Origin of the sequence: Serratia proteamaculans (assembly GCF_949794035.1) — a bacterium.
In the GTDB taxonomy this organism is placed as follows: domain Bacteria; phylum Pseudomonadota; class Gammaproteobacteria; order Enterobacterales; family Enterobacteriaceae; genus Serratia; species Serratia proteamaculans.
This window is the reverse complement of record NZ_OX461105.1, coordinates 1,609,281-1,631,006: the sequence shown is the minus strand read 5'-3', so window position 1 is coordinate 1,631,006 and position 21,726 is coordinate 1,609,281. Positions and strand designations below refer to the sequence as shown.

Below are 21,726 nucleotides of genomic sequence, written 5' to 3'. Positions count from 1 at the left end.
GGGTGTTTGCCATTATGTCTAAAAACAATGTCCTTGTGATTAGTGAGTGTAAGTACAGCTATGTCGGCCTTTCGGTATTACTGAAAAAACATTACGGTAAGTACGATATCAGACTGTTCTCGGATTTCATGCACGGCGGAGCCAAGGCGGAGAAAATAATTAAGCACGACATCGCCCTGATCTTCACCTCACAAAATCTGGAGCAAAGCGTCAACGTCATTGAAAGCCTGGTGTCTTTACATCAGCAATACAACTCAAAAACACGCCTGCTGGTGTTTTATGACGACGAGCGCGTAGTAAAGTTATTATCGATCCTGGGGATTTCCGTTGAATTGGTCTCGACGCGCATTCCACTTTATTCGCTACAGGAAAAAATACAAAACCTGTTGGAAAGCAAAGAGCCCGGCGGGATAAAAATGCAGAAAACCCGGGAACTCAGCCCGGCGGAAAGTGACGTTATTTTCAATTTGTTGCGTGGCGACAGCCTGCTGCATATTGCCCAAAAGCGCGGCACTCATCCCAAAACCATTTTCTCTCAGAAATACAGTGCGATGAAAAAACTGCGTTTGCGCAGCATGAGCACTATCTTCGTCGCCAGCAAGTAAACCTTCAGGCCGCCGCCCGGCGGCCTTTCCCCTTGGCAACGTTAAAATAATGTAACAATGAACGATAAAGCAGTAACAGCCACATAACACTTCTGCCTGTTGGTTAGGATCCAGCCACGGAAATTTCCCGTGAGCCATGTCGTCTGGATCAAAAAAAACATCAGGAGATTTTATGAAGTCATCCTTATTCAGCCGTTATACCTGTCTTGTGTTGAGTCTCTTGCTGACACTGGTGTCATTGGCACTATTGCCGCACCAGCCCTGGTTTTGGCTGCCAACGATCATTTTTGGTGGTCTGAGCGCACTGGGTATTTACGATCTGACCCAACAGCGCCACGCTATCTGCCGTAACTACCCGATCATCGGCCGTCTGCGCTTTTTCTTCGAATTTATCCGCCCGGAAATACGCCAGTATTTATTGGAAGAAGATAACGCGCAGATCCCGTTCTCACGCACCCAACGCACGCTGGTTTATCGTCGTGCCAAAAACGAGATGGGTGACAAACCGTTCGGCACCCAGTTGGATGTTTATCAAACCGGCTATGAATGCATCGGCCATTCCATGCGCCCAGTGGAGGTGTCCGACCCGACCAGTTTTCGCGTGGCGATCGGCGGCCCAGGCTGCAGCCAGCCCTACTCCGCCTCTATTTTCAACATCTCCGCCATGAGTTTCGGCGCCCTGTCGGCCAACGCTATTCGTGCTCTCAACCTGGGTGCAGCGAAAGGTAATTTCTACCACGACACCGGTGAAGGCAGTATTAGTCGCTATCACCGAGAGAACGGCGGTGACCTGGTGTGGGAACTGGGCAGTGGTTATTTTGGCTGCCGTACCGCCGACGGCCATTTTGATCCGCAGCGCTTTGCCGAACAGGCTAAAAACCCGCAGGTCAAAATGATTGAAATCAAACTCAGTCAGGGTGCCAAGCCGGGCCATGGCGGCATTCTGCCGGCTAAAAAAGTGGATGCGGAAATTGCCGCGACGCGCGGCGTCCCAGAAGGGGTCGACTGTATTTCTCCGGCCTCGCACAGTGCCTTCAGCACCCCGGTGGAAATGATGCACTTCATTCAGCAGCTACGCGAACTCTCCGGCGGAAAACCCGTGGGTTTCAAGCTGTGTATCGGCCACCCATGGGAGTTTGTCGCCATCGTCAAAGCCATGCTGCAAACCCAAATATTGCCGGACTTTATCGTGGTGGACGGTAAGGAAGGTGGGACCGGTGCCGCGCCACTTGAGCTGTCCAACTATATGGGCATGCCGCTACGCGAAGGATTACTGTTTGTGCATAACACCCTGGTCGGCTGCGGGTTGCGTGACAAGGTCAAAGTCGGTGCCAGCGGCAAAATCATCAGCGCCTTCGACATCGCCAGCGTATTGGTACTGGGTGCCGATTGGGTGAACTCCGCACGCGGCTTTATGTTCGCCGTCGGCTGCATTCAGTCACAGAGTTGCCACACCAATCACTGCCCAACCGGTGTTGCCACCCAGGATCCGCTACGACAAAAAGCGCTGGTGGTACCGAACAAAGCGGAGCGCGTTTATCATTTCCACCAGAATACGGTAAAAGCGCTGGCGGAAATGTTGGCGGCAGCCGGGGTCAGTCGTCCAGAACAGCTGACCTCGCACCATATGCTGCGTCGCATTACCTCAACGGAAATCAAGGTCTACGCCGACATCTACTACTATCTGGAACCCGGCGCACTACTGAAACAAGAGATCGAAAGCGATTTCTATGCGCGCATGTGGCGCATGGCAACACCCAACAGTTTCGATCAGGCGATCGCCCTGCCGGCTTAAGCGGGACAAATATATTGTCCCCTACTGAAGTGGGATGACACATTTACAGCTTGAAAGATGACGGGGATAGATTGTCCCCTCGCCTCAGGGAAGGACTTTGGAGAGGGGTTGCTTGCTACGGCAGCCCTGCCCCTTAGCGGCGAGAGGACATGTGGGTTACGCCTTGCGCGCCGGGGCGTCACCGGCCACGTAATATTCGGCGGTGCTGCGCGGCAGCGGCGTACGCTGGCGGATACGATCGGCTATTTTCTCGGCGATCATGATGGTGGTGGCATTCAGATTACCGGTAATGATCAACGGCATGATTGAAGCATCCACCACCCGCAGCCCTTCCATGCCGTGCACCCGGCCCTGCCCATCTACCACCGCCATCTCGTCTTCGCCCATTTTGCATGAGCAGGAAGGATGGAAGGCGGTTTCGGCATGCTCACGCACAAAGGCATCCAACTGTTCGTCGGTCTGGACTTCCGGCCCAGGACTGATTTCACGCCCCCGGTACTCATCCAGCGCTGGCTGCGCCATGATTTCACGCGTGATACGGATGGCATCGCGGAACTCTTGCCAGTCCTGCTCTGTCGCCATGTAGTTGAACAGTATGCTCGGATGCTGGCGCGGATCTTTGGATTTAACCTGCACCCGGCCGCGGCTCGGCGAGCGCATCGAACCGACGTGAGCCTGAAAACCGTGCTCTTTAACCGCATTGCTGCCGTTGTAGTTAATCGCCACCGGCAGGAAATGATACTGAATGTTCGGCCAGGCGAACTCTTCACGGCTGCGGATAAAGCCACCGGCTTCAAACTGGTTGCTGGCGCCAATGCCGCTGCCGTTGAACAGCCATTCCGCGCCAATTTTTGGTTGGTTAAACCATTGCAGCGCCGGGTATAACGAAACCGGTTTTTTACAGGCGTACTGTAAGTACATTTCCAGGTGGTCCTGCAGGTTCTCACCCACGCCCGGCAGATCGTGCACCAGCTCAATGTCCAGACGGTTCAGCAGCGAGGCCGGACCCACGCCGGAGCGCTGCAAAATCTGAGGTGACGCGATCGCCCCGGCGCACAGCAGCACTTCCCGGCGCGCACGCGCACTGGTGATCTCCTTGGCCTCACCCTGCAAGTAATCAACACCCACCGCCCGCTTGCCGTCGAAACGGATGCGGTCGGTCAGCGCATGGGTCACAATTTTCAAATTAGGGCGGGAACGCGCCTGATCCAGATAACCACGGGCGGTGCTGGCACGACGACCTTTCGGCGTGACGGTGCGATCCATCGGGCCGAAGCCTTCCTGCTGGTAACCATTAAGATCATCGGTACGCGGATAACCCGCCTGCACGCCAGCCTCCACCATCGCGTGGAATAACTCGTTATTACCGGCCTTCGGCGTGGTCACGCTGACCGGACCCTCGCCGCCGTGGAAATCATTCGGGCCGATGTCGCGAGTTTCCGCCTTGCGGAAATACGGCAGACAATCCAGGTAGCTCCAGTCTTCCAGACCCGGTGCCTTCGCCCAATTATCGAAATCCATCGCGTTACCGCGGATGTAGCACATGCCATTAATTAGCGATGAACCGCCCAGCCCCTTACCACGACCACATTCCATGCGACGGTTGTCCATGTGCGGCTCAGGGTCGGTTTCATAGGCCCAGTTGTAACGGCGCCCCTGCAGCGGGAATGCCAACGCAGCGGGCATCTGAGTGCGAAAATCCATCCGATAGTCCGGGCCGCCAGCTTCCAGCAGCAGCACGCTGACGTCAGCGTCTTCGGTCAAACGGGTGGCTAATACGTTACCGGCAGAGCCGGCCCCGATAATGATGTAATCGTATTCCATCGATTATCTCCTAATAGGCAATGCGCCTGACGCGAACGCGCCAGGCGAAAGAAAAAGCGGGGATAGTTAAAATACGGAGGCGTATTCGCCCAGCTCGACCTGCACTGATTTGATCTGGGTGTAGTGCTCCAGCGTCATCAGGCCATTCTCGCGACCGACGCCAGACTGTTTGTAGCCGCCGACCGGCATTTCCGCCGCCGACTCGCCCCAGGTGTTAATCCAGCAGATGCCGGCTTCCAACTGATGGATCACCCGGTGGGCGCGGGTCAGATCGTTAGTGACGACCCCGGCAGCCAGGCCAAAGGTAGTATCGTTGGCGCGACGTATCACTTCTTCTTCGCTGTGATAGCTGAGGATGCTCATGACCGGCCCGAAGATCTCTTCACGCACGATTTCCATCTCGTCACGGCAATCGGTAAATACCGTCGGGGCCACATAAGCGCCCTTGGCAAATTCACCGGTCGTCACACGCTCACCGCCGCACAGCAGACGCGCGCCGCTGTCCTTACCGCTTTTGATAAAGCGCAGCACCGACTCCATGTGCGCGAAGCTGACCAGCGGGCCAAAATTGGTTTGCGGATCGGTAGGATCACCCAGACGAATGCGGTTTACCCGCTCGAGAATTTTGGCTTCGAATTGCGCCTGCAGCGCTGCCGGTACAAACACGCGGGTACCGTTGGTGCACACCTGGCCGGAGCTGTAGAAATTGGCCATCATGGCAATATCGGCGGCGCGATCCAGGTCGGCGTCATCAAAGATGATCAGCGGCGATTTACCGCCCAGTTCCATGGTGACTTCTTTCAGCGTCGAGCCGGAGGCGTTAGCCATCACTTTTTTGCCGGTTTTCACGCCGCCGGTGAACGACACCTTGGCGATGCCCGGATGATCGGTCAGGTACTGACCGACTTCTGCACCACTGCCGGTGACCACATTGAACACGCCGTCCGGCAGGCCGGCTTCAGTGTAGATCTCGGCCAGCTTCAGCGCCGTCAAAGAAGTCACTTCGCTCGGTTTGAAGATCATGGCATTGCCCGCAGCCAACGCTGGCGCAGACTTCCATAAGGCAATTTGAATCGGGTAGTTCCAGGCACCGATACCGGCTACCACGCCCAGCGGCTCGCGGCGGGTATAAACAAAAGAAGTATCGCGCAGCGGGATCTGCAGCCCCTCGATCGCCGGGATCAGGCCAGCGTAATATTCCAGCACGTCGGCACCGGTGACAATATCTACCGCCGTGGTTTCCGACATCGCCTTGCCGGTATCCAGCGTTTCCAGCGCGGCCAGTTCGTCGTTGCGCTCACGCAGAATATCCACCGCACGACGCAGGATACGAGAACGTGCCATCGCCGTCATCGCCGCCCATACCTTCTGTCCACTGGCTGCGCTGGCAACCGCACGGTTGACGTCTTCAGCGCTGGCGGACTGGATCTCGGCAAGCACTTCGCCATTCGCCGGGTTCACTGCGTTGAAGGTTTTTCCATCGGTACTGTCTACATAGGCACCATTAATATAGAGCTTCTGTAAGCCAAAACGGGACATAGGTTCTCCTTGGGTTGTCCTCAGGGTGGCGTGTGCCCCCGGAGTTGAAACGTAATGTAATCGGTAGTGAGCGCAATCGCCTGTGCCTGATTAAACGCCGCACCGCGCAACGCACTGCGTAACCATAGACCGTCGATCAATGCCGCCAGCCCTTTGGCCGCCAGCCGTGCCTGCGCCTTCGGCAGTTCGCGGCTAAATTCAGCGCACAGGTTGGAATACAAACGACGACCGTTCACCTGTTGCAGCCGGTTAAGCTGCGGTTGGTGCAGGCTGCTGGCCCAAAAAGCCAACCAGGTTTTCATCGCCGCGCTGTTGATCTGACTGTCGTCGAAATTACCGGCGACGATCGCCTGCAGCCGTGATGCCGGGCTGTGGTCGCTCAACGCCTGCAACCGCAGCTTCACCGCCTCGCCCAAATGGCTAATCAAATAGCGCATTGTGGCTTCCAGCAGGCCGTTCTTGTCCTTGAAATAGTGGCTGATAATGCCGTTGGAAACGCCCGCCCGTCGCGCTATCTGCGCAATGGTGGCGTCATGCATTCCAACTTCATTGACTGCGGCCAGCGTGGCATCTATCAACTGCTGCCTTCTGATCGGCTGCATTCCTACCTTTGGCATAATTCGACTCTCACAAAACCGACTTCGGCCTCGTCTCAGCGGCGGGGTTTCACCGTCTTTCCGCCTGCTGAACTTGGTCTTCATGACAACTATTAAACTTTTTTTTGATTGAACGTTCAATAAAAATTGCATATATTTTATTACCGCTTGGTTACAAATATGTACTTTTCGGTTGTGGAACTGGCTGATTTTCGTGAGGTATTTAACGAATCTGACCAAAATCAGTGTCTGTAAGCGGTTCCCACCACGAAACGATTTCCCGTTTCGTTAACAAACAAAGCGGCAACTTTTGGCAAGCAGAACAGCAATTGCCGCGGCGTTTTTATCCGCACTGTTTCCGGGCGACACCTGCGTGTCGTTCAGGCTGGTGTGTGGGCACGATTTTACTCAGTTGTTAAAAAACAGAGGAAGACGATGACAACACGCGAAACCTCCTCAAAACCACAAAAGGATGGCCTTAATCCTGTGGTTTTCTTCACCTCGGCGGGGCTGATCCTGGCCTTCTCGCTGATGACCATCTTTTTTACCGATTTCTCCGGGCGATGGATCACCCGCACCCTGAATTGGGTTTCTACTACCTTCGGCTGGTACTACCTGCTGGCCGCCACCCTTTACATCGTATTTGTGGTGTTTATCGCCGCTTCACGCTTTGGTTCAATCAAGCTCGGGCCCGAGCAGTCAAAACCCGAATTCAGCCTGATGAGCTGGGCAGCGATGCTGTTTGCCGCCGGTATCGGCATCGATCTGATGTTCTTCTCGGTCGCCGAACCGGTAACACAATATATGATGCCACCGGAAGGCCAGGGCCAGACGCTGGAGGCCGCGCGCCAGGCGATGGTCTGGACGCTGTTCCACTACGGGCTGACCGGCTGGTCGATGTATGCGCTGATGGGTATCGCTCTTGGCTACTTCAGCTACCGCTATAACCTGCCGCTGACCATCCGTTCGGCGCTGTACCCGATCTTCGGCAAGCGCATCAACGGCCCGATCGGCCACAGCGTTGATATTGCTGCGGTACTGGGCACCATCTTCGGTATCGCCACCACGCTCGGCATTGGCGTGGTGCAGTTGAACTACGGGCTGAAAGTCCTGTTCCACATACCGGAAAACCTGACGGTTCAGGCCGCGCTGATCCTGCTGTCGGTGATCATGGCCACCATTTCGGTGACCTCCGGCGTCAACAAGGGCATCCGTATTCTTTCCGAGCTCAACGTGCTGCTGGCGCTGGGGCTGATCCTGTTCGTACTGTTCTTCGGCGATACCGAGTTCCTGCTTAATGCACTGGTGCTCAACGTCGGCGATTACGTCAACCGCTTTATGGGTATGACACTTAACAGTTTCGCCTTCGATCGTCCGGTAGAGTGGATGAACAACTGGACCCTGTTCTTCTGGGCCTGGTGGGTAGCCTGGGCACCCTTTGTCGGCCTGTTCCTGGCGCGAATTTCACGCGGGCGTACCATCCGCCAGTTTGTGGTCGGCACGCTGATTATTCCTTTCGTGTTTACCCTGCTGTGGCTGTCTATCTTCGGTAACAGCGCGCTGTACCAGATTATTCACGGCAACGCCGCCTTTGCGCAGGAAGTGATGCAGTACCCGGAACGCGGTTTCTACAGCCTGCTGGCGCAGTACCCGGGCTTTACCTTCAGCGCTTCGGTGGCGACTATCACTGGCCTGCTGTTTTACGTCACCTCGGCGGACTCCGGTTCGCTGGTGCTGGGTAACTTCACCTCGCGCCTGAGCGACATCAATAATGATGCCCCCAACTGGCTGCGTATTTTCTGGTCGGTAGCGATTGGCCTGCTGACCATAGGTATGTTGATGACCGACGGCGTGCCCGCGCTGCAAAAAACCACGGTGATCATGGGCCTGCCGTTCAGCTTTGTGATCTTCTTCGTGATGGCCGGGCTGTATAAATCGCTGCGGGTGGAGGATTACCGCAAGGCCAGCGCCCTGAACACCACCGCACCGATGCCGGTGTCCAGCAATGACGTGTTGAACTGGAAACAGCGCCTGTCACGGGTGATGAATTATCCGGGTACCCAATACACGCAGAAAATGATGGATACCCGTTGCCGACCGGCGATGCAGGAAGTGGCGCGTGAGCTGGAGTTGCGCGGTGCCAAAGTGGAGTTCAGTGAGGTGCCACCAACCGAAGATGAACGTTTAAACCATCTGGAGTTGCTGGTGCATTTGGGTGAAGAGCAGAACTTTACCTACCAAATCTGGCCACAGCGTTACTCCGTGCCGGGCTTTACCTATCGCGCCCGCTCCGGTAAATCGCACTACTACCGGTTGGAAACCTTCCTGATGGAAGGTACCCAGGGCAATGACCTGATGGACTACAGCAAGGAACAGGTGATCGGCGATATCCTCGATCAGTATGAAAAACACCTGAACTTTGTGCACATCCACCGTGAGGCGCCGGGGAATACCCTGACCTTCCCGGATATGTAAGCGTTAATCAGTGCAATAAACACCAAAGGCCACATCACGTGGCCTTTGGTTTTCAGGCTATCCTGAGTCTGCAGCACTTATTTCCCCATGCTGTCTTTTTTCATCTCATCTTTTTTCATGCCGTCTTTGGCCATGCTGTCTTTCTTCATGCCGTCGTGTTTCATCGCATCTTTACTCATGGAATCTTTTTTCATGCAATCCTTGCTCATGCAGTCTTTCTTCATGGCGTCTTTTTTCATGCCATCTTTAGCCATGCCGTCATGAGACATCTGGCCCATGTTGTCCTTTTTCATCGCGTCTTTGCTCATGCTGTCTGCCGCATTGGCAGCGACAGAACCCAACATCAACGCGCTACACATCATCACTGCGAATAACTTTTTCATGGTATTTCCTTCTCTCATTTAAAAAGCACCTGTGTGCCGGGGGATAGTTGCGGCCGTCGTTAACTGCCGCCAAACCAGTTGTAACCTTGATCTTCCCAGTAACCGCCGGGAAAACGGTTGGTGACTTCAATCACCTGAATGTGTTTCGGATTCTTGTAGCCGAGCTTGGTTGGCATGCGCAGCTTCATCGGGTAGCCGTATTTACGCGGCAGGATCTGGCCGTCGTAGGTCAGCGCCAGAATGGTTTGCGGATGCAGCGCCGTGGCCATGTCGATACTGGTGTAATAATCGTCGGCACATTTGAAGCTGACATATTTGGCGCTCAGGTCCGCGCCGATCGCCTGGAGAAACTCCGCGAACGGCACTCCGCCCCATTTGCCGATCGCACTCCAGCCTTCAACGCAGATATGGCGCGTCACCTGGCTGATCTGCGACATCTTGTGCAATTGCGGCAGCGTCCAGGTGTGTTTATTCAGCACCAGTCCGCTGACTTCCAGCCGATAGTCGTCACCATTAATATCCGGTGCCTGTTCCTCGGCATAAAACGCATTGAACGGGAACGGGCGGGTGATCATCGATTCGGGGTACACCGGTGCCAGATGGTCGGCATTGAACAGCCAGCCCTGTACCCGATCGTTAAACCGCGAGATGCGGTTCAACGCCTGTTCCACATTGGCGTTGTCGCTGATGTCACAACCGGTGAGCATCGCAATCCCCCCCAGCGTCAGCCCATTGCGCAGGAAACGACGGCGTGAAGAGGACTCCAGTTGGCGTGCCAGCAATTGCTGCGCCTCCCTGACTATTTCCCGCCCTTCACTTAGGCTGATCGGCTGTTTATCTGTTTTCATCGGGCTCTCCTTAACGTCCACGCAGCATGGCCAACAGCGTGCGTGGCACCAGCGCTACCATCACCAGATGCACCACCACAAACCCCACCAGCGCCGACATGGCAAAAAAGTGGATATAGCGTGCCGCGTCATAGCCGCCGAGCAGCTCACGCAGCAGCGGAAATTGCACCGACTTCCACAGCACCAGGCCGGACAGCACCATCACCACCCCAGCCACCATCACAAACAGGTAGGCCACCCGCTGCACCATGTTGTAATGGCGTAAATCGTTGTGACCGAGCTTGCCCCGCAGTGCCGCCAGCAGGTCACTCAACAAGGCTTTCGGGCTGAGCGGCCAGAACTTGCGTTTCAGACGGCCACTAAACAGGTTAATCAGCAGATAACACAGACCGTTAATGCCAAACAGCCACATACCGGCAAAGTGCCACTGCAGCGCACCACCCAACCAACCACCCAATGTCAGCTCATTGATAAAGCTGAAGTTAAATAACGGCGAGGCGTTATAGATACGCCAGCCGCTGGCCACCATGATCAACATCGCCAGCGCATTCAGCCAATGCGTCAGGCGCAGCCACAGCGGATGGATCAGCACCGGTTTCTCCGGCGTAATAGACATGGCCATGGGACTCTCCTGAGGGTGGCGGTTTCGATGTGTTGAGTATCCGTCTGATTTGTTCCCCAAGACCTCACGCAAAGTTAAATAAAATGTGATAACTCCGGCTGCGTCGCTTGTGTAGACTTCAATCAGGTCTGGCAATCAGCGGTGAGAAGAATGGATAAGCCAAAGAAAATTTTAATCGTCGAGGATGACGGCAATATCGCAGAGCTGCTGCAATTACATCTGCGCGATGAAGGCTATGACATCAGCCATGCCGCCGATGGCAATCTGGGTATGGCGATGCTGGAACAGGGCGGCTGGGACGCGCTGATCCTCGATCTGATGTTGCCGGGGATCGACGGGCTGGAGATCTGCCGTCGGGCACGCAATATGACGCGCTACACGCCGATCATCATCACCAGTGCACGTTCCAGCGAAGTACATCGCGTGCTGGGATTGGAGCTGGGCGCTGACGACTACCTCGCCAAGCCTTTTTCAATGCTGGAGCTGGTTGCCAGGGTCAAGGCGCTGTTCCGCCGCCAGGAGGCGATGAGCCGTAACCTGCGGATGGACGCCGGCACGCTCAGTTTTGACGGCTTGACCATAGATCCGATTGCCCGTGAAGTGCATTTGAACCAGCAGACGGTCGATCTGACGCCGCGTGAATTCGACCTGCTGTATTTTTTTGCCAAACACCCTGGCAAGGTGTTTTCCCGCCTCAGCCTGCTCAATCAGGTGTGGGGTTATCAGCATGAAGGCTACGAGCACACCGTGAATACTCATATCAACCGGCTGCGCATCAAGATCGAAATCAACCCGGCGGAACCCGAGCGCATCCTCACCGTATGGGGCATGGGCTATAAATTCGCGGCAACGCCGCAAGAGTGAATCATGAAAAACCTTACGCTAACGCAACGCCTGACCCTAATCTTCGCCCTGTTGATGGTAATCAGCTGCGCCATTTCCGGCTGGATGCAGGTCCGCAGCAGCACCCAGTACAGCCAGGGGGTGATCCAACGGCTGTCCGGTAATCTGGCGCAGCACATTGCCGACAGCAACCCACTGTTAGGGCAAAATGGGCTGAACGCGGAGTCAGTCAATAGTCTGTTTAATCAACTGATGGCGGTGAATCCCAGCGTTGAGGTGTACCTGCTCGATAAACAGGGCGACATCATTGGTAACGCCGCCCCGGCCGGCCATCTGAAACGCCAGAAAGTGGATCTGCAGCCGCTGCAGGCGCTGTTCAACGGTGCAAATATGCCGGTTTACGGCGATGATCCACGGAATCCGGACGCCAAAAAAGTGTTCAGCGCCGCGCCGCTGAAGGTCAATGGCCAGGTTGAAGGCTATCTGTATGTGGTGCTGCTGGGCGAGGATTACGACGCATTAACCAGCCATGCTTTGCATAACTCCGCGGTCTCCATGGCGCTGTGGACATCCGGCCTGATGGTGCTGTTCAGCCTGGTGGCCGGCGGTTTTGCATTTTATTGGGTGACCCGACCTATCCGCCGTTTGACACGCCAGGTCAGTGAGCTGGACAGCGGTGGCATCGCGGCGGTACAAGCCTATGCGGCACTGCCGGCCGACAGCGGCGGTCGCGATGAAGTCAGTCGACTGCAGCAGGCATTCCGCAGCATGGCACAGCGTATTGCCGAGCAGTGGCAGACGCTTTCGCAGCAGGATCAGCAACGCCGCGAATTTATCGCCAACATCTCGCACGACCTGCGTACCCCACTGACGTCACTGCACGGCTATCTGGAAACGCTGTCGGTCAAGTCCGCCAACCTGAGCGAAAACGATCGTCAACGCTATCTGGAGATCGCCTTGGCGCAGAGCCGCAAAGTAGGTCGATTGGCGCAGGAACTGTTCGAATTGGCGCGGCTGGAATATGGCGTGGTGAAACCGCAGAAAGAGCCGTTCTCACTCAGCGAACTGGTGCAGGATGTCTTCCAGAAGTTTGAATTGGCGGCGGAGGCACGTCAGCAGCGGTTGCTGGCGGATATCACCCCGGGTATTCCCCTGGTGTTTGCCGACGTCAGCATGATTGAACGGGTGCTGACCAACCTGCTGGATAACGCCATCCGCCACACACCGCAGGGCGGCGAGATCGAGGTGCGCCTGTGGCAACAGGCAGGCAAGGTGCTGGTGCAGGTCAATGACAGCGGCCCGGGTATTCCACAGGAGCTGCGTGCCGATCTGTTCATGCGCCCTTCCATTCTGAGCAGCGCGCGCCGTCATGCCAGCGGTTTGGGGCTGATGATCGTTCGGCGCATCTTGCTGCTGCACGACAGCGATATCCAATTGGTCGAGCGGCCGCAAACCGGTGCCTGTTTCCGCTTTTCGATCCCGCTGCGCTAGTGGTTTATGGCTAATTAATACAGCTTTTATCGACGCTGATAAATTTGTCGTTATAGATAATAAATTTCTGCCCTTTCAGTCGAATACCGGCATGGGTCAGCGTATCACCGGGGCGCAGGTACTCGGTGATCCCCTCTTCATCGGTGCTGTCGCAACCGGGTTTGAGCAGGAATTTAAAGTAGGTGTTGCCGGTATTGGTGAGGGTACCGCGCTGCGGATCCAGCCGATAGGCGAAATTGCTCTGGCGCGGGCGCACCACCAAAATGGTGTCCATCACCACTATCGGCTCCAGATTGACGCCGGTAGTTTGACGCTGCGCCGGGTCGAAAAGGCGGGTGGGAATTTCGCGAAATGACACCCGGTAATAACGCTCACGGTTATCCTGCGGGCCACGGTAGAAGAACTTGTAATATTCGCCCTGCCCGGCCTGCAGTTGTAGCTGACGTGGGGCAAACAGCAGTTCGCCGTCCGCCGGGCGGCTGCGAGCCTCATTCTCCCCCGGCCGGTCAATGGCCCGCAAAGTCACCTGATAAATACGTGCGCTGCGGTTATTGTTCAGCACCCGCTTGGCGGTGAACGATTGGTCCTGATCCATCGCAAACGTCAGAGTGCCGACATTAATCGCCGTCGCGCTCAATGGCAGACACAGTAGCCACAACAGCCAGCTTCTCACGGCGTTTCCTCTAGTTAATATTGCGCCAGGTGGCTTCAACGTGGATCTCCCCGGCGGCACTGACGTCGCCATACCAGCCGTTACCGTCCACCGTTTTAAGCGAGATCGGGTTATTCATCGGAATGCTGAACTTCACCCGGGTTTTGTTCAGCACCCCGACCTCGCCGGAAATATCGTTCCACGGCGTGCTGCTCCATAACGCGTTAGTCATGTCATGCCACTGCCCGTCGCAGCCGGCGTCATAGCTCTGCTGACCATTGGTGCTGGTGGTGATACTGAGCGTGGCCGGGAACGGCACCTGACTGTGGTTATCCGCCGAGGAAAAAATACAGTAATTAATCCCGTTGATGGCCTGCGTCGGGCCGGTAGCCATCACCCGCACCTGATCGGCGGCGGTCTTGCCGCTGGTGGTGACGATATAGCCAAATTCCAGCGACGGCTCTGCCGGGCCGACGTAGCCCTCACGGTGCGGCTGGTTGTCGTAGTCGTCAGAAATGATGCTGATACTGAAATCACGCGGTTTGATAATCAGCTGGTTGGAGGTGGAAAACTCATACCAACCGGACTCTGGCGAAGTGGTGTTCTGAAAGCGGAAGTTAATCAGGTCACGAGTACCGCTGTCGGAGATGCCCAGCTTCACCATCTGTTTGAAAAAGTTGCTGGCGAAGAACACATAGATCACATTGCTGCTCTTCAGTTGGTTAAAAGTGTAGTAACTGCCGGTACCCGAGGTATTTTTCCAGCTGTTTCCGTCCAGGCTGAACTGCAAATCGGCGGCGTTGGTCGCCGAGGTTAACGCCGCATTGTTGATCGCCGGGAACACATGAATCGAGGTGTTACTGACGCTGCCGTCGGTCTGCAGATCGTAACTGACCATTTTGCAGGTAATGCCGGAACGCGAACCGATAGTCTGGTTTTTGCAGTCGGCATTGCCTTCACCGATGATCGGCACGCCGTCACTGTTAACAAACACTTCCGACACCGCGTTGGTGTTGATAAAGCGCAGATGCGCCGCCTTGCTGTGGGTCACGTTGCGTTTATACCAGCTACCCCTGCTCTGATCCTGGCAACGCCCCCCGTTACTGGCATCGTAGACGTCTGCGGTCTGGCAACCATTAATCTGCATGCTGAACGCGTCACCGGGCGCCATCTGCTTCAAATACTGATAGAAACTCGGCGACATCATGCCGTGCATCCATTTAGCACCACCCGAGGTCACCACTGCACCATAAAACCCTTTTTCATCGGTGGCCTGCGGCAAAATCAGGCTGGTATCCATATTACAGCCGCCATACCAGTTAATGCAGCGCAGCCCGAGGAACGGGTTCTTGATCGGGGCATTTTCCAGCCACATGTCAAAACGGTTGTTGGCCGACAGGCCGGTGTTGTAACCGTTATCCACATAGCCCAGGCTCTGCTGGTAAATGGTGCCGGAGCCGCCGTATTTCAGCCCGGTCCATTTATTGGCGCCGGTCATGCGCGGATCCAATGCCCCGGACGGGGTGACAAAAAAGTTGTCATCGGCGTTATTCTCGACAAACACGAACTTCACCATCGCGGCATCCGGCCGGTTAGTCACGTTTATCGCTGCCCGCAACGGCAAGGCAGCCAACAGCAACAGCAACAGCAACAGCGTAAACTTAGCCTTCATTCGCCATTTCTCCTGCCTGCTGGTTACCTGCATAGGTTTTCAGTCCGGTACAAATCACGTCGCCAACCCATATCGCCCCCTGCGCTTTGCTCAGATCCAGGCCCACTTCGCAGCTCTGGTTACCGCTGTAGGTAAAGTCGATCACCGGGAATTTCTTATCGACATCCATAATGAATTCACCTTTCTCATCGGTGCGGGTGCGGCCGATATGGTTTTTGATATAGGCATTAGCCAGCAACGTGCCGTCTTCCGCCTTGATGCGGCCAAACACCGTCACCATCTGTTTAATTTCCGGCGTGATCACCGCCACGTTGCCTGGATACAGCGTCAGCTTGCTCTTGCGCCTGGTGACGATGTCGAAGCTTTCCGCCGAGTTTTTATTGTTCATTAATTCAACTTCGTACTGGCCGTAAGGCGACAACGGCACATAGTTTTTATTGCCGGTCAGCTGCACTGTCCGGCCATCAACCCGGGCGGTCAGCATGCCGTCATTTTCGATGCCGGTGTTAAAGATGATGCCCGCATTGCCCTCATTTCTGCCGCTGGCCGCAATATCACGCCCTTGCCAGCCCACGCTGCCGCTGGCGGTCAGGCTGGTGTTAACGTAACCGTCGGCAGAGCTGCTGACGTTGACCGTACCGGCGGAATACTTGGTGTCAAAGCGCGCGTAGGCACCACCATTCATACTGTTGTCGCCGTTGGTGTCACCTGAGATCGCCCGTGACAGGTTGGCGCCAAGGGTACGGATTGGCCCGTCTTGAATATCTTTACGCGCGGCCAGGTTAGCGGTGGTATAGCCGTTCTGGTTTGAAACCCCGGCGCTGAGCCAGTTGCCCATCGGCAGTGAAAAATCGAGTGCGATGTATTTACCGGTATTCGAACTGTAGCCACCGTTGTTGTAACGCTGAACGCCGGCACGCACGCCAAGCGTGCCAAAACGACCGGTGAAAATATTTTGATAATAATCAGCGTTGTAATAGTGGCTGCTGTTCTTTTTATCGTCGTTGTAACTGAGGCTTAGGCTGCCCAACGGCGACCAAAGCGCGCCAAAATTCATCGTGCCGCCGATGGCGCGGTTGTGCGCATCGTTTTGCAGCAGCTTGTCGCCAATCACCGTTTTTTCCTGGTTGACCCACAGGCTGCTGAAACCGCCGGGCAGCGCAGCACTGACGCTGTTGACCAGGCTCCAGGAATGGTCAGACGCCGCCATGTTCTGCACGTTGAACTGAATGGATTGGGTCAGTGGCACGCTGATACGGCTTTCGCCCACCGCGTTGCTGTCAAACGAGTAACCGGAAAGCGCCCAGTTCAGCGTCTGCAGGTTACCGGTGGCCGAAGCGCCGATCAGGTAAGAATCCTTGGCCTGCCGTTGGCGTTGATCATCACCACGCCAGTCGTCCATGCGGATCATCCCGCCCCAAAATTGCCAGGCCAGCGGTGCATTAGCACCGCGGTTGGGGCTAAACAACTTGTTTACCCGCTGCATGCGTTTATCCACCACCCGACCGTTGACCACCACCTCAACCTCAACGTCATAAATGCCGTAGGGCAAGTTGCCGGTATCCACTTCATGGTTACCCATGGCGAAGTTCTGCACACTCAGCAATCGTCCCTCGCGCGACAAATGTACTTCCCCCGCCGAGGGGAAGAACGCCACGATCGGCGTCAGCGATTGGCTGTTATCAAATACGGTGGAGTTGGCGCGGTTGCCGTAAGACAGGCCATAAATTTTGCTGGAGTTGATGGTGGTGACCGGCCCCAGCGACTGCAGATTCCAACTGTCCAGCATGCCGGCGGCAAAGCGACGGCCGGCAAAATCACGTTCGTACATCACCTTATACAGCGTGGCATTCTCATCGCCGCTGCCGATACCATAGACGGAACCGTTAACTTCCACATGATGCTCACGCAGGGCTGTCACGCTGTTGAGCGACAAATAGCTGGAGGTATTGCCCTCGCTGGCCCGGGTGCGGTTATCGTAAACCCCGAGGTTATAATCCAGCGTGCTGCTGATGGCGTCCACGCTGGAAACGCCGATGTCACTGGAGCGAGCACGCAACAGGGTTCCCATCGCCGCCTCTTTCACCACCAGTTGCAAATTAAGCTGGCGGAAATCCAGCGCCAGCCAGGCGTCATCCGTCAGTTCAATGCGCTGCTGCGGGTCAAAGCCGGCTTCCTGCAGCGCCTGCAATTGCCTGATGGTCTCTGCAGTCAGCGGCGTACCATCGTCACCGTCTTCCAGCGTAATCTGGCGGATTTTCAGCTGATTGTTATCCAGGTATAAAAAGGCGTGACCAATACGGCGGTCATCTTTTACGCCGCTATTTTTTTCAAAGTGCAGCAGTAATGGAATACTCATGCCTTCGCGCAGCGCCAGGCTGAAGGTCTGTGGGATTAACACACCGTCAATCTGGGTCAGCCCGGCAGCGTTCACCGTCTGGCCCGGTAGCAACACCGCAGGGATCGCCATCACCCCGCTGGCCAGCAGCGTTCTCAACAGCACAGCCTTCACATGCCACTCCTTGCTTTAATGTGGTGCATTCCGTTTCATCGCAGACAACCTGCTCTATTTCACCGGGATAAACTGGTCGCCATGCCATAGCGCCACGCGACCTTTCTTGTCGTTGACGTCCACTTTGCTGAAACCACGTGCCTTGCCCGGCATTACGAAATAGTTTTCCTTGCAGTCATTGCCGTCTTTCTTGCTGCGGCAGTTGCCGTAGGCCACCACCTTGAAAGTGGCGTTGCCGGTGTTTTTGATCTGTCCGTCGGCAAACTGGTAATTGAATTGGTCCTGCCTTGGCGCCACCACCAAAATGGTGCCAATACGCGCAGAGGTGGTCGCAACAGCATTGCGCCTGGCCGAGTTTTGCCCTACGTCGCTCAGCGCCTGATCGAACCAGACGATGCGGTAATAGCGCTCCTGGCCGTCAGCGGGACCTTTGTAATAAAAGCGGATCACATCGCTGGCGTTGGCTGGCAATATCAGGCTGGCCGGTGACAGCAACATTTCGTCCTTGCTGCCCATCGGCACCACGGCTCCGGATTCCAGTGGGCTGGAGATACGCTCGATTTTGATGTTCACCAGGCGGCCACTGTCGGTGGTGTTCTTGATCTCTTTACTCAGACGCGCGCTATCGCTGTGCATGAATGAACTGATCTCACCGACATCCAGCGCGAAAACAGGGTGAGACAGCGATAACAGCAGGAGAGCGGCGAGAGAGATGTGTTTCATGGTGGCATTCCAATGACGAGCTTCTGTGGCGATAAACAACAGGGAGTTGCCCCCCTGTTTTATAGCGGTGAACCTGGGAAGTTACGCGGTCCAGGTGGCGTTGAATTCAACGCTCACATCGCCGCTCCAGATCCCTTCAGGCAAGGTGCTGAAATCCGTCACGGCGGTAGTGCCGTCAGAGGTGGCACCAATGATGGTGAAGGTGAACTGATCTTGTGCGCTGGTGCGAACAGCCTGGTTATAAGCGTTGGACAGCGCGCTCAGGTTGCCGCCCAGAATACCGGCAGAGGTATCGATCATGGTGGTTTCAGCGGTTTTCTCTACGGCTTCACCGTTGTAGTTCACACCTACGTTCAGGGTGGAACCTGAGGTATCGAGCTGAGTCAGGGTGTTGGAAACCAGTTTGGAAGTCAGTTTGAATGCGGTCGCGGTAGCATCCCCTTCCACGGTCACGTCAAACAGACCTTTCTGGCTGTTAAAACCCTTGATGCCTTCCGCATAGTTGAAGGACAGGCTGCCAATAGGGGTAACAACCAGCTTGCTGGTGGTGTCTTTCTTCGCAGTAGCAGACCAGGTGGCCAACGCCTGAGCGGTGACGTCGGCGGCTTGTGCAGTGCTGACCGCAGCGAAGGCTGAAATGATTGCCAGAGCCAGTGTAATTTTCTTCATGGTAAAACTCCCTTCAACTTTGAATATGATTGTGCGTCCATTAGCGTGACCTGCTTTAGCCAGTCTGCTTGACGAGATGAAGAGTAACCGCATTAGATCAAAAAAGAATCATTAACTGTCAATTGATAAATATTTAGTTTTAAATTCTGATATTAATATTTATAAAACCAATTTTAAGGTTAAAATCCCAAACAGCATCGTCTCTAAGGACAAAAAACTTATTATTTTACGGACAAATAAAGCGGCCGTAACTGTATATAAAACACTCAGTTACGCCAAATCAAAATACGACCTTCCTGATTGTTTTTGTAGGATGTTTAATTTGATTTAAATCAATTCTGCCGGAATGAGGCGCCCGGCATAAATAAAAGATCTGAGGAGAAGGGGAATACGTCGCCGACTGCCCCGGAGCCAAGACAGACCGACGACTTACTTTCAGACTGGGTGCTGGAGGCGAAAAGCCAGAATCAAACGCATAAACCCCACCTGATTAAGGCCAAGTTTGCGCATGATATTCAACTTATGGGTACTCACCGTTTTATAACTGCGATGCGTGACACGGGCAATGCGTTGCGGATTGGTATCGGTAATCATCATCGCCAATATGCGCCATTCACTGCGGGAAAGAGGCTCTACGGGTTGAGTCAATGCCGTCTGAATACCCGGACTGCGATACCCCACCCCCGTATCGGCAGCGGCAAAGGCCTCGAACAAACAATCCAGCGGATCTTCTTTTGCCACCAGGGATAAATGCGCCTCCGCCGCCAGCATCGCCAATATGCTGGCGTTGGTGATTTCAGTAAATATGATCAGCGGCGTCTTCGGCCAGAAATCGTTAATGGTCAGAATGAAGCGTAATACATCATACAAACTCTCACTTTCATTATATAACTCCATAATGAGGATTTGTTTCTCATTCTCCTTCAGCACAGCGTCTATTTCCCTGATACTGTGGGCAAATTGATAGTGTGTGGGCTCAGGGTCAATAAGCGCCCGTAATCCTTTTCTCACCCAGGGATTGGGTTCATAAAAAAGAATAGTCTCCCTGATAGGGGTATTCGTCATAATCTATTACCGAAAAGTAGGTATAAAAATAGCGATCAAGGCGGAAATGTCGAGCATCACAGGTTGGCAAAGTATAAATGTTGCGCCATAAAAATGCTGCATTAATAGCCAGGCAGTGAAAGTTAAGTGGTTAATATCAAGGTGATAATATTGGCGGCATATTCCTTTCCCCCGGGGTGGTGTTCATCCTGACACCGATTAATTGATAATTGCTGCTTTGTCGCTTTCAAGACCAGAACAAATTTCGACCCTGTGCTCACGCAAAATGCGACAACGCAGGAAAAATAGCCGGGAAATGCCGGAAATGTACGAGCGCACCTGGTTGCTGCGTACCACCAACAAAAACTCATCACCGCTGCACTCTGCTGTCTGCGGAGCGGCATAGGCCAGAATGTCACGGCTCAGACCGGCACTGGCGGCGGCCGCAGCGCCGGGCATCGACATGAAAACCTTGCAGCTGTTGGCCTTACCCAGATAAATTTCCTGCCGGGAAACCGATCCGGTGAGATAGCTGCTAATGGCCACCACCAACATAATCACCCCCAGCGCGACTACGCTGGCTATCGCCCACCAACGCCGGGAATAGCCGGCGTAGACCATCCCGGTGACTGGCGGCTCTGCGGGCGATGAGGCTATTTCAGGTTGATCTGAGGCTCGCGGAACCACGGGTATGTCTTCGTCCGTGAAGCTGTCCTGCGAACCGTCACAGGATTCCACCTCTATTTCATAGCGCAGCATAAAACCGACTTTGGGAACGGTAGCGATTACCTCTTCCTCAATGCCCAGATTTTTAATTACCCGACGCAGTTTGCTCACACACTGGTTAAGATTATTGTTGCCTGAAACCATGCCATAATCATCCCAAACCTTCTTGAATATCACTTCCCTGCAAACGGCCTCACCATGATGGGTAATCAATAGCAGCAGTAATCGTTTTGAAGGATTGGAAATAGAGATGGGGTCATCAGAGAACTCCGTCTGGCTCAGGGTACCCGTATCCACATCAAAAATAATGTGGTCGTTTAATCTATATTTCATTTTTTAAAGGTCACTCTAGTGATTATTTATCGCCGGCGTTAAATGTTAATGGGATATTAAGCAATATTTAATCAGGTTAATTGGTCAATCTCAGCTAGCAATCGAAATGAAAATCAATTAACGCCACAGAATGGATGTCTCTTTCCTTACTATTTTAGATATAAGATTTTTCTCATAAACCATAACCAAAGATTATACAAACATCACAACCATTGATATATTTATATGTAAAGGTTCTTAAAGTTAGTTTTTTGTTTTGTAAATTACCGCCTTTAAGCTAAAAATCCTTTCCGTTCATTTATTGCAAGCATTTTTAATGAATAAATAATATTGCATAAATTTTAACAGTGTTGTTTTTAACCAGAAATCAAAGG

General features: G+C 54.3%; 18 protein-coding genes. 5 read left to right on the top strand and 13 right to left on the bottom strand.

Annotated elements, in window-relative coordinates; genetic code table 11:
• The first annotated feature begins 14 nt into the window (after window positions 1-14).
• Both QOT07_RS07695 and QOT07_RS07690 read left to right on the top strand, forming a co-directional pair.
• On the top strand, window positions 15-605 hold the full coding sequence (locus QOT07_RS07695; RefSeq protein ID WP_061807054.1) for a LuxR family transcriptional regulator: 591 nt from the start codon (window positions 15-17) through the stop codon (window positions 603-605).
• 172 nt (window positions 606-777) lie between these two features.
• Window positions 778-2,400 carry an FMN-binding glutamate synthase family protein gene (locus QOT07_RS07690; RefSeq protein ID WP_207975774.1) on the top strand — a complete coding sequence of 541 codons (1,623 nt, stop codon included), beginning with the start codon at window positions 778-780 and terminating at the stop codon, window positions 2,398-2,400.
• Window positions 2,401-2,556: 156 nt separating this feature from the next.
• On the opposite strand, the gene betA is transcribed toward QOT07_RS07690, so the two are convergent.
• From betA to betI, 3 genes are all read right to left on the bottom strand, one after another.
• Complete coding sequence (gene betA, locus QOT07_RS07685; protein WP_112348235.1) at window positions 2,557-4,224, bottom strand: choline dehydrogenase; 1,668 nt, start codon at window positions 4,222-4,224, stop codon at window positions 2,557-2,559.
• Window positions 4,225-4,290: 66 nt separating this feature from the next.
• Window positions 4,291-5,763 (bottom strand): betaine-aldehyde dehydrogenase, encoded by a 1,473-nt coding sequence (gene betB, locus QOT07_RS07680; protein WP_283602846.1) that lies wholly within the window; start codon window positions 5,761-5,763, stop codon window positions 4,291-4,293.
• 20 nt (window positions 5,764-5,783) lie between these two features.
• Window positions 5,784-6,380 carry a transcriptional regulator BetI gene (betI, locus tag QOT07_RS07675; RefSeq protein ID WP_112348233.1) on the bottom strand — a complete coding sequence of 199 codons (597 nt, stop codon included), beginning with the start codon at window positions 6,378-6,380 and terminating at the stop codon, window positions 5,784-5,786.
• Window positions 6,381-6,794: 414 nt separating this feature from the next.
• On the opposite strand from betI, the gene QOT07_RS07670 reads away from it, so the two are divergent.
• Window positions 6,795-8,834 (top strand): choline transporter, encoded by a 2,040-nt coding sequence (locus tag QOT07_RS07670; protein ID WP_099064074.1) that lies wholly within the window; start codon window positions 6,795-6,797, stop codon window positions 8,832-8,834.
• 77 nt (window positions 8,835-8,911) lie between these two features.
• Here the strand turns inward: QOT07_RS07670 and QOT07_RS07665 are convergent, their stop codons facing one another.
• The 3 genes from QOT07_RS07665 to QOT07_RS07655 are packed head-to-tail and all read right to left on the bottom strand — an operon-like array spanning window position 8,912 to window position 10,687.
• Complete coding sequence (locus QOT07_RS07665) at window positions 8,912-9,217, bottom strand: pentapeptide MXKDX repeat protein (protein WP_129935437.1); 306 nt, start codon at window positions 9,215-9,217, stop codon at window positions 8,912-8,914.
• Between the two features lie 59 nt (window positions 9,218-9,276).
• Window positions 9,277-10,065 carry a molybdopterin-dependent oxidoreductase gene (locus QOT07_RS07660; protein ID WP_283602845.1) on the bottom strand — a complete coding sequence of 263 codons (789 nt, stop codon included), beginning with the start codon at window positions 10,063-10,065 and terminating at the stop codon, window positions 9,277-9,279.
• A gap of 10 nt (window positions 10,066-10,075) precedes the next feature.
• Entirely contained in the window at window positions 10,076-10,687 is a 612-nt protein-coding gene (locus tag QOT07_RS07655; protein ID WP_099064071.1) for a cytochrome b/b6 domain-containing protein, read from the bottom strand.
• A 150-nt stretch (window positions 10,688-10,837) separates the two neighbouring features.
• On the opposite strand from QOT07_RS07655, the gene QOT07_RS07650 reads away from it, so the two are divergent.
• Window positions 10,838-11,551 (top strand): response regulator transcription factor, encoded by a 714-nt coding sequence (locus tag QOT07_RS07650; RefSeq protein ID WP_283602844.1) that lies wholly within the window; start codon window positions 10,838-10,840, stop codon window positions 11,549-11,551.
• 3 nt (window positions 11,552-11,554) lie between these two features.
• Window positions 11,555-13,021 carry a sensor histidine kinase gene (locus QOT07_RS07645; RefSeq protein WP_261415648.1) on the top strand — a complete coding sequence of 489 codons (1,467 nt, stop codon included), beginning with the start codon at window positions 11,555-11,557 and terminating at the stop codon, window positions 13,019-13,021.
• A 10-nt stretch (window positions 13,022-13,031) separates the two neighbouring features.
• Here the strand turns inward: QOT07_RS07645 and QOT07_RS07640 are convergent, their stop codons facing one another.
• The 7 genes from QOT07_RS07640 to QOT07_RS07610 all read right to left on the bottom strand — a co-directional run bounded on the left by QOT07_RS07640 (window position 13,032) and on the right by QOT07_RS07610 (window position 21,352).
• Window positions 13,032-13,694 carry a fimbria/pilus periplasmic chaperone gene (locus QOT07_RS07640; RefSeq protein ID WP_099064068.1) on the bottom strand — a complete coding sequence of 221 codons (663 nt, stop codon included), beginning with the start codon at window positions 13,692-13,694 and terminating at the stop codon, window positions 13,032-13,034.
• A gap of 10 nt (window positions 13,695-13,704) precedes the next feature.
• Entirely contained in the window at window positions 13,705-15,345 is a 1,641-nt protein-coding gene (gene ecpD, locus QOT07_RS07635; protein WP_283602843.1) for a fimbrial adhesin EcpD, read from the bottom strand.
• Complete coding sequence (locus QOT07_RS07630) at window positions 15,335-17,857, bottom strand: CS1-pili formation C-terminal domain-containing protein (protein WP_283602842.1); 2,523 nt, start codon at window positions 17,855-17,857, stop codon at window positions 15,335-15,337. The genes ecpD and QOT07_RS07630 overlap by 11 nt, the downstream gene beginning before the upstream one ends.
• 54 nt (window positions 17,858-17,911) lie before the next feature.
• Window positions 17,912-18,580 carry an EcpB family pilus assembly chaperone gene (locus QOT07_RS07625; protein WP_112348225.1) on the bottom strand — a complete coding sequence of 223 codons (669 nt, stop codon included), beginning with the start codon at window positions 18,578-18,580 and terminating at the stop codon, window positions 17,912-17,914.
• Window positions 18,581-18,661: 81 nt separating this feature from the next.
• Entirely contained in the window at window positions 18,662-19,249 is a 588-nt protein-coding gene (gene ecpA, locus QOT07_RS07620) for a common pilus major fimbrillin subunit EcpA (RefSeq protein WP_085115879.1), read from the bottom strand.
• 435 nt (window positions 19,250-19,684) lie between these two features.
• Window positions 19,685-20,314 carry a helix-turn-helix transcriptional regulator gene (locus QOT07_RS07615; RefSeq protein ID WP_283602841.1) on the bottom strand — a complete coding sequence of 210 codons (630 nt, stop codon included), beginning with the start codon at window positions 20,312-20,314 and terminating at the stop codon, window positions 19,685-19,687.
• 198 nt (window positions 20,315-20,512) lie between these two features.
• The gene (locus QOT07_RS07610; protein ID WP_099064063.1) at window positions 20,513-21,352 is read right to left on the bottom strand and encodes a winged helix-turn-helix domain-containing protein; all 840 of its coding nucleotides are present in this window, start codon (window positions 21,350-21,352) and stop codon (window positions 20,513-20,515) included.
• Window positions 21,353-21,726 lie beyond the last annotated feature (374 nt).

Bases quoted from the DNA above. Each gene is read 5' to 3' on its own strand.
- QOT07_RS07695 (WP_061807054.1), top strand. From the start codon at position 15: ATGTCTAAAAACAATGTCCTTGTGATTAGTGAGTGTAAGTACAGCTAT.
- QOT07_RS07690 (WP_207975774.1), top strand. From the start codon at position 778: ATGAAGTCATCCTTATTCAGCCGTTATACCTGTCTTGTGTTGAGTCTC.
- betA (WP_112348235.1), bottom strand. From the start codon at position 4,224: ATGGAATACGATTACATCATTATCGGGGCCGGCTCTGCCGGTAACGTA.
- betB (WP_283602846.1), bottom strand. From the start codon at position 5,763: ATGTCCCGTTTTGGCTTACAGAAGCTCTATATTAATGGTGCCTATGTA.
- betI (WP_112348233.1), bottom strand. From the start codon at position 6,380: ATGCCAAAGGTAGGAATGCAGCCGATCAGAAGGCAGCAGTTGATAGAT.
- QOT07_RS07670 (WP_099064074.1), top strand. From the start codon at position 6,795: ATGACAACACGCGAAACCTCCTCAAAACCACAAAAGGATGGCCTTAAT.
- QOT07_RS07665 (WP_129935437.1), bottom strand. From the start codon at position 9,217: ATGAAAAAGTTATTCGCAGTGATGATGTGTAGCGCGTTGATGTTGGGT.
- QOT07_RS07660 (WP_283602845.1), bottom strand. From the start codon at position 10,065: ATGAAAACAGATAAACAGCCGATCAGCCTAAGTGAAGGGCGGGAAATA.
- QOT07_RS07655 (WP_099064071.1), bottom strand. From the start codon at position 10,687: ATGGCCATGTCTATTACGCCGGAGAAACCGGTGCTGATCCATCCGCTG.
- QOT07_RS07650 (WP_283602844.1), top strand. From the start codon at position 10,838: ATGGATAAGCCAAAGAAAATTTTAATCGTCGAGGATGACGGCAATATC.
- QOT07_RS07645 (WP_261415648.1), top strand. From the start codon at position 11,555: ATGAAAAACCTTACGCTAACGCAACGCCTGACCCTAATCTTCGCCCTG.
- ecpD (WP_283602843.1), bottom strand. From the start codon at position 15,345: ATGAAGGCTAAGTTTACGCTGTTGCTGTTGCTGTTGCTGTTGGCTGCC.
- QOT07_RS07625 (WP_112348225.1), bottom strand. From the start codon at position 18,580: ATGAAACACATCTCTCTCGCCGCTCTCCTGCTGTTATCGCTGTCTCAC.
- ecpA (WP_085115879.1), bottom strand. From the start codon at position 19,249: ATGAAGAAAATTACACTGGCTCTGGCAATCATTTCAGCCTTCGCTGCG.
- QOT07_RS07615 (WP_283602841.1), bottom strand. From the start codon at position 20,314: ATGACGAATACCCCTATCAGGGAGACTATTCTTTTTTATGAACCCAAT.
- QOT07_RS07610 (WP_099064063.1), bottom strand. From the start codon at position 21,352: ATGAAATATAGATTAAACGACCACATTATTTTTGATGTGGATACGGGT.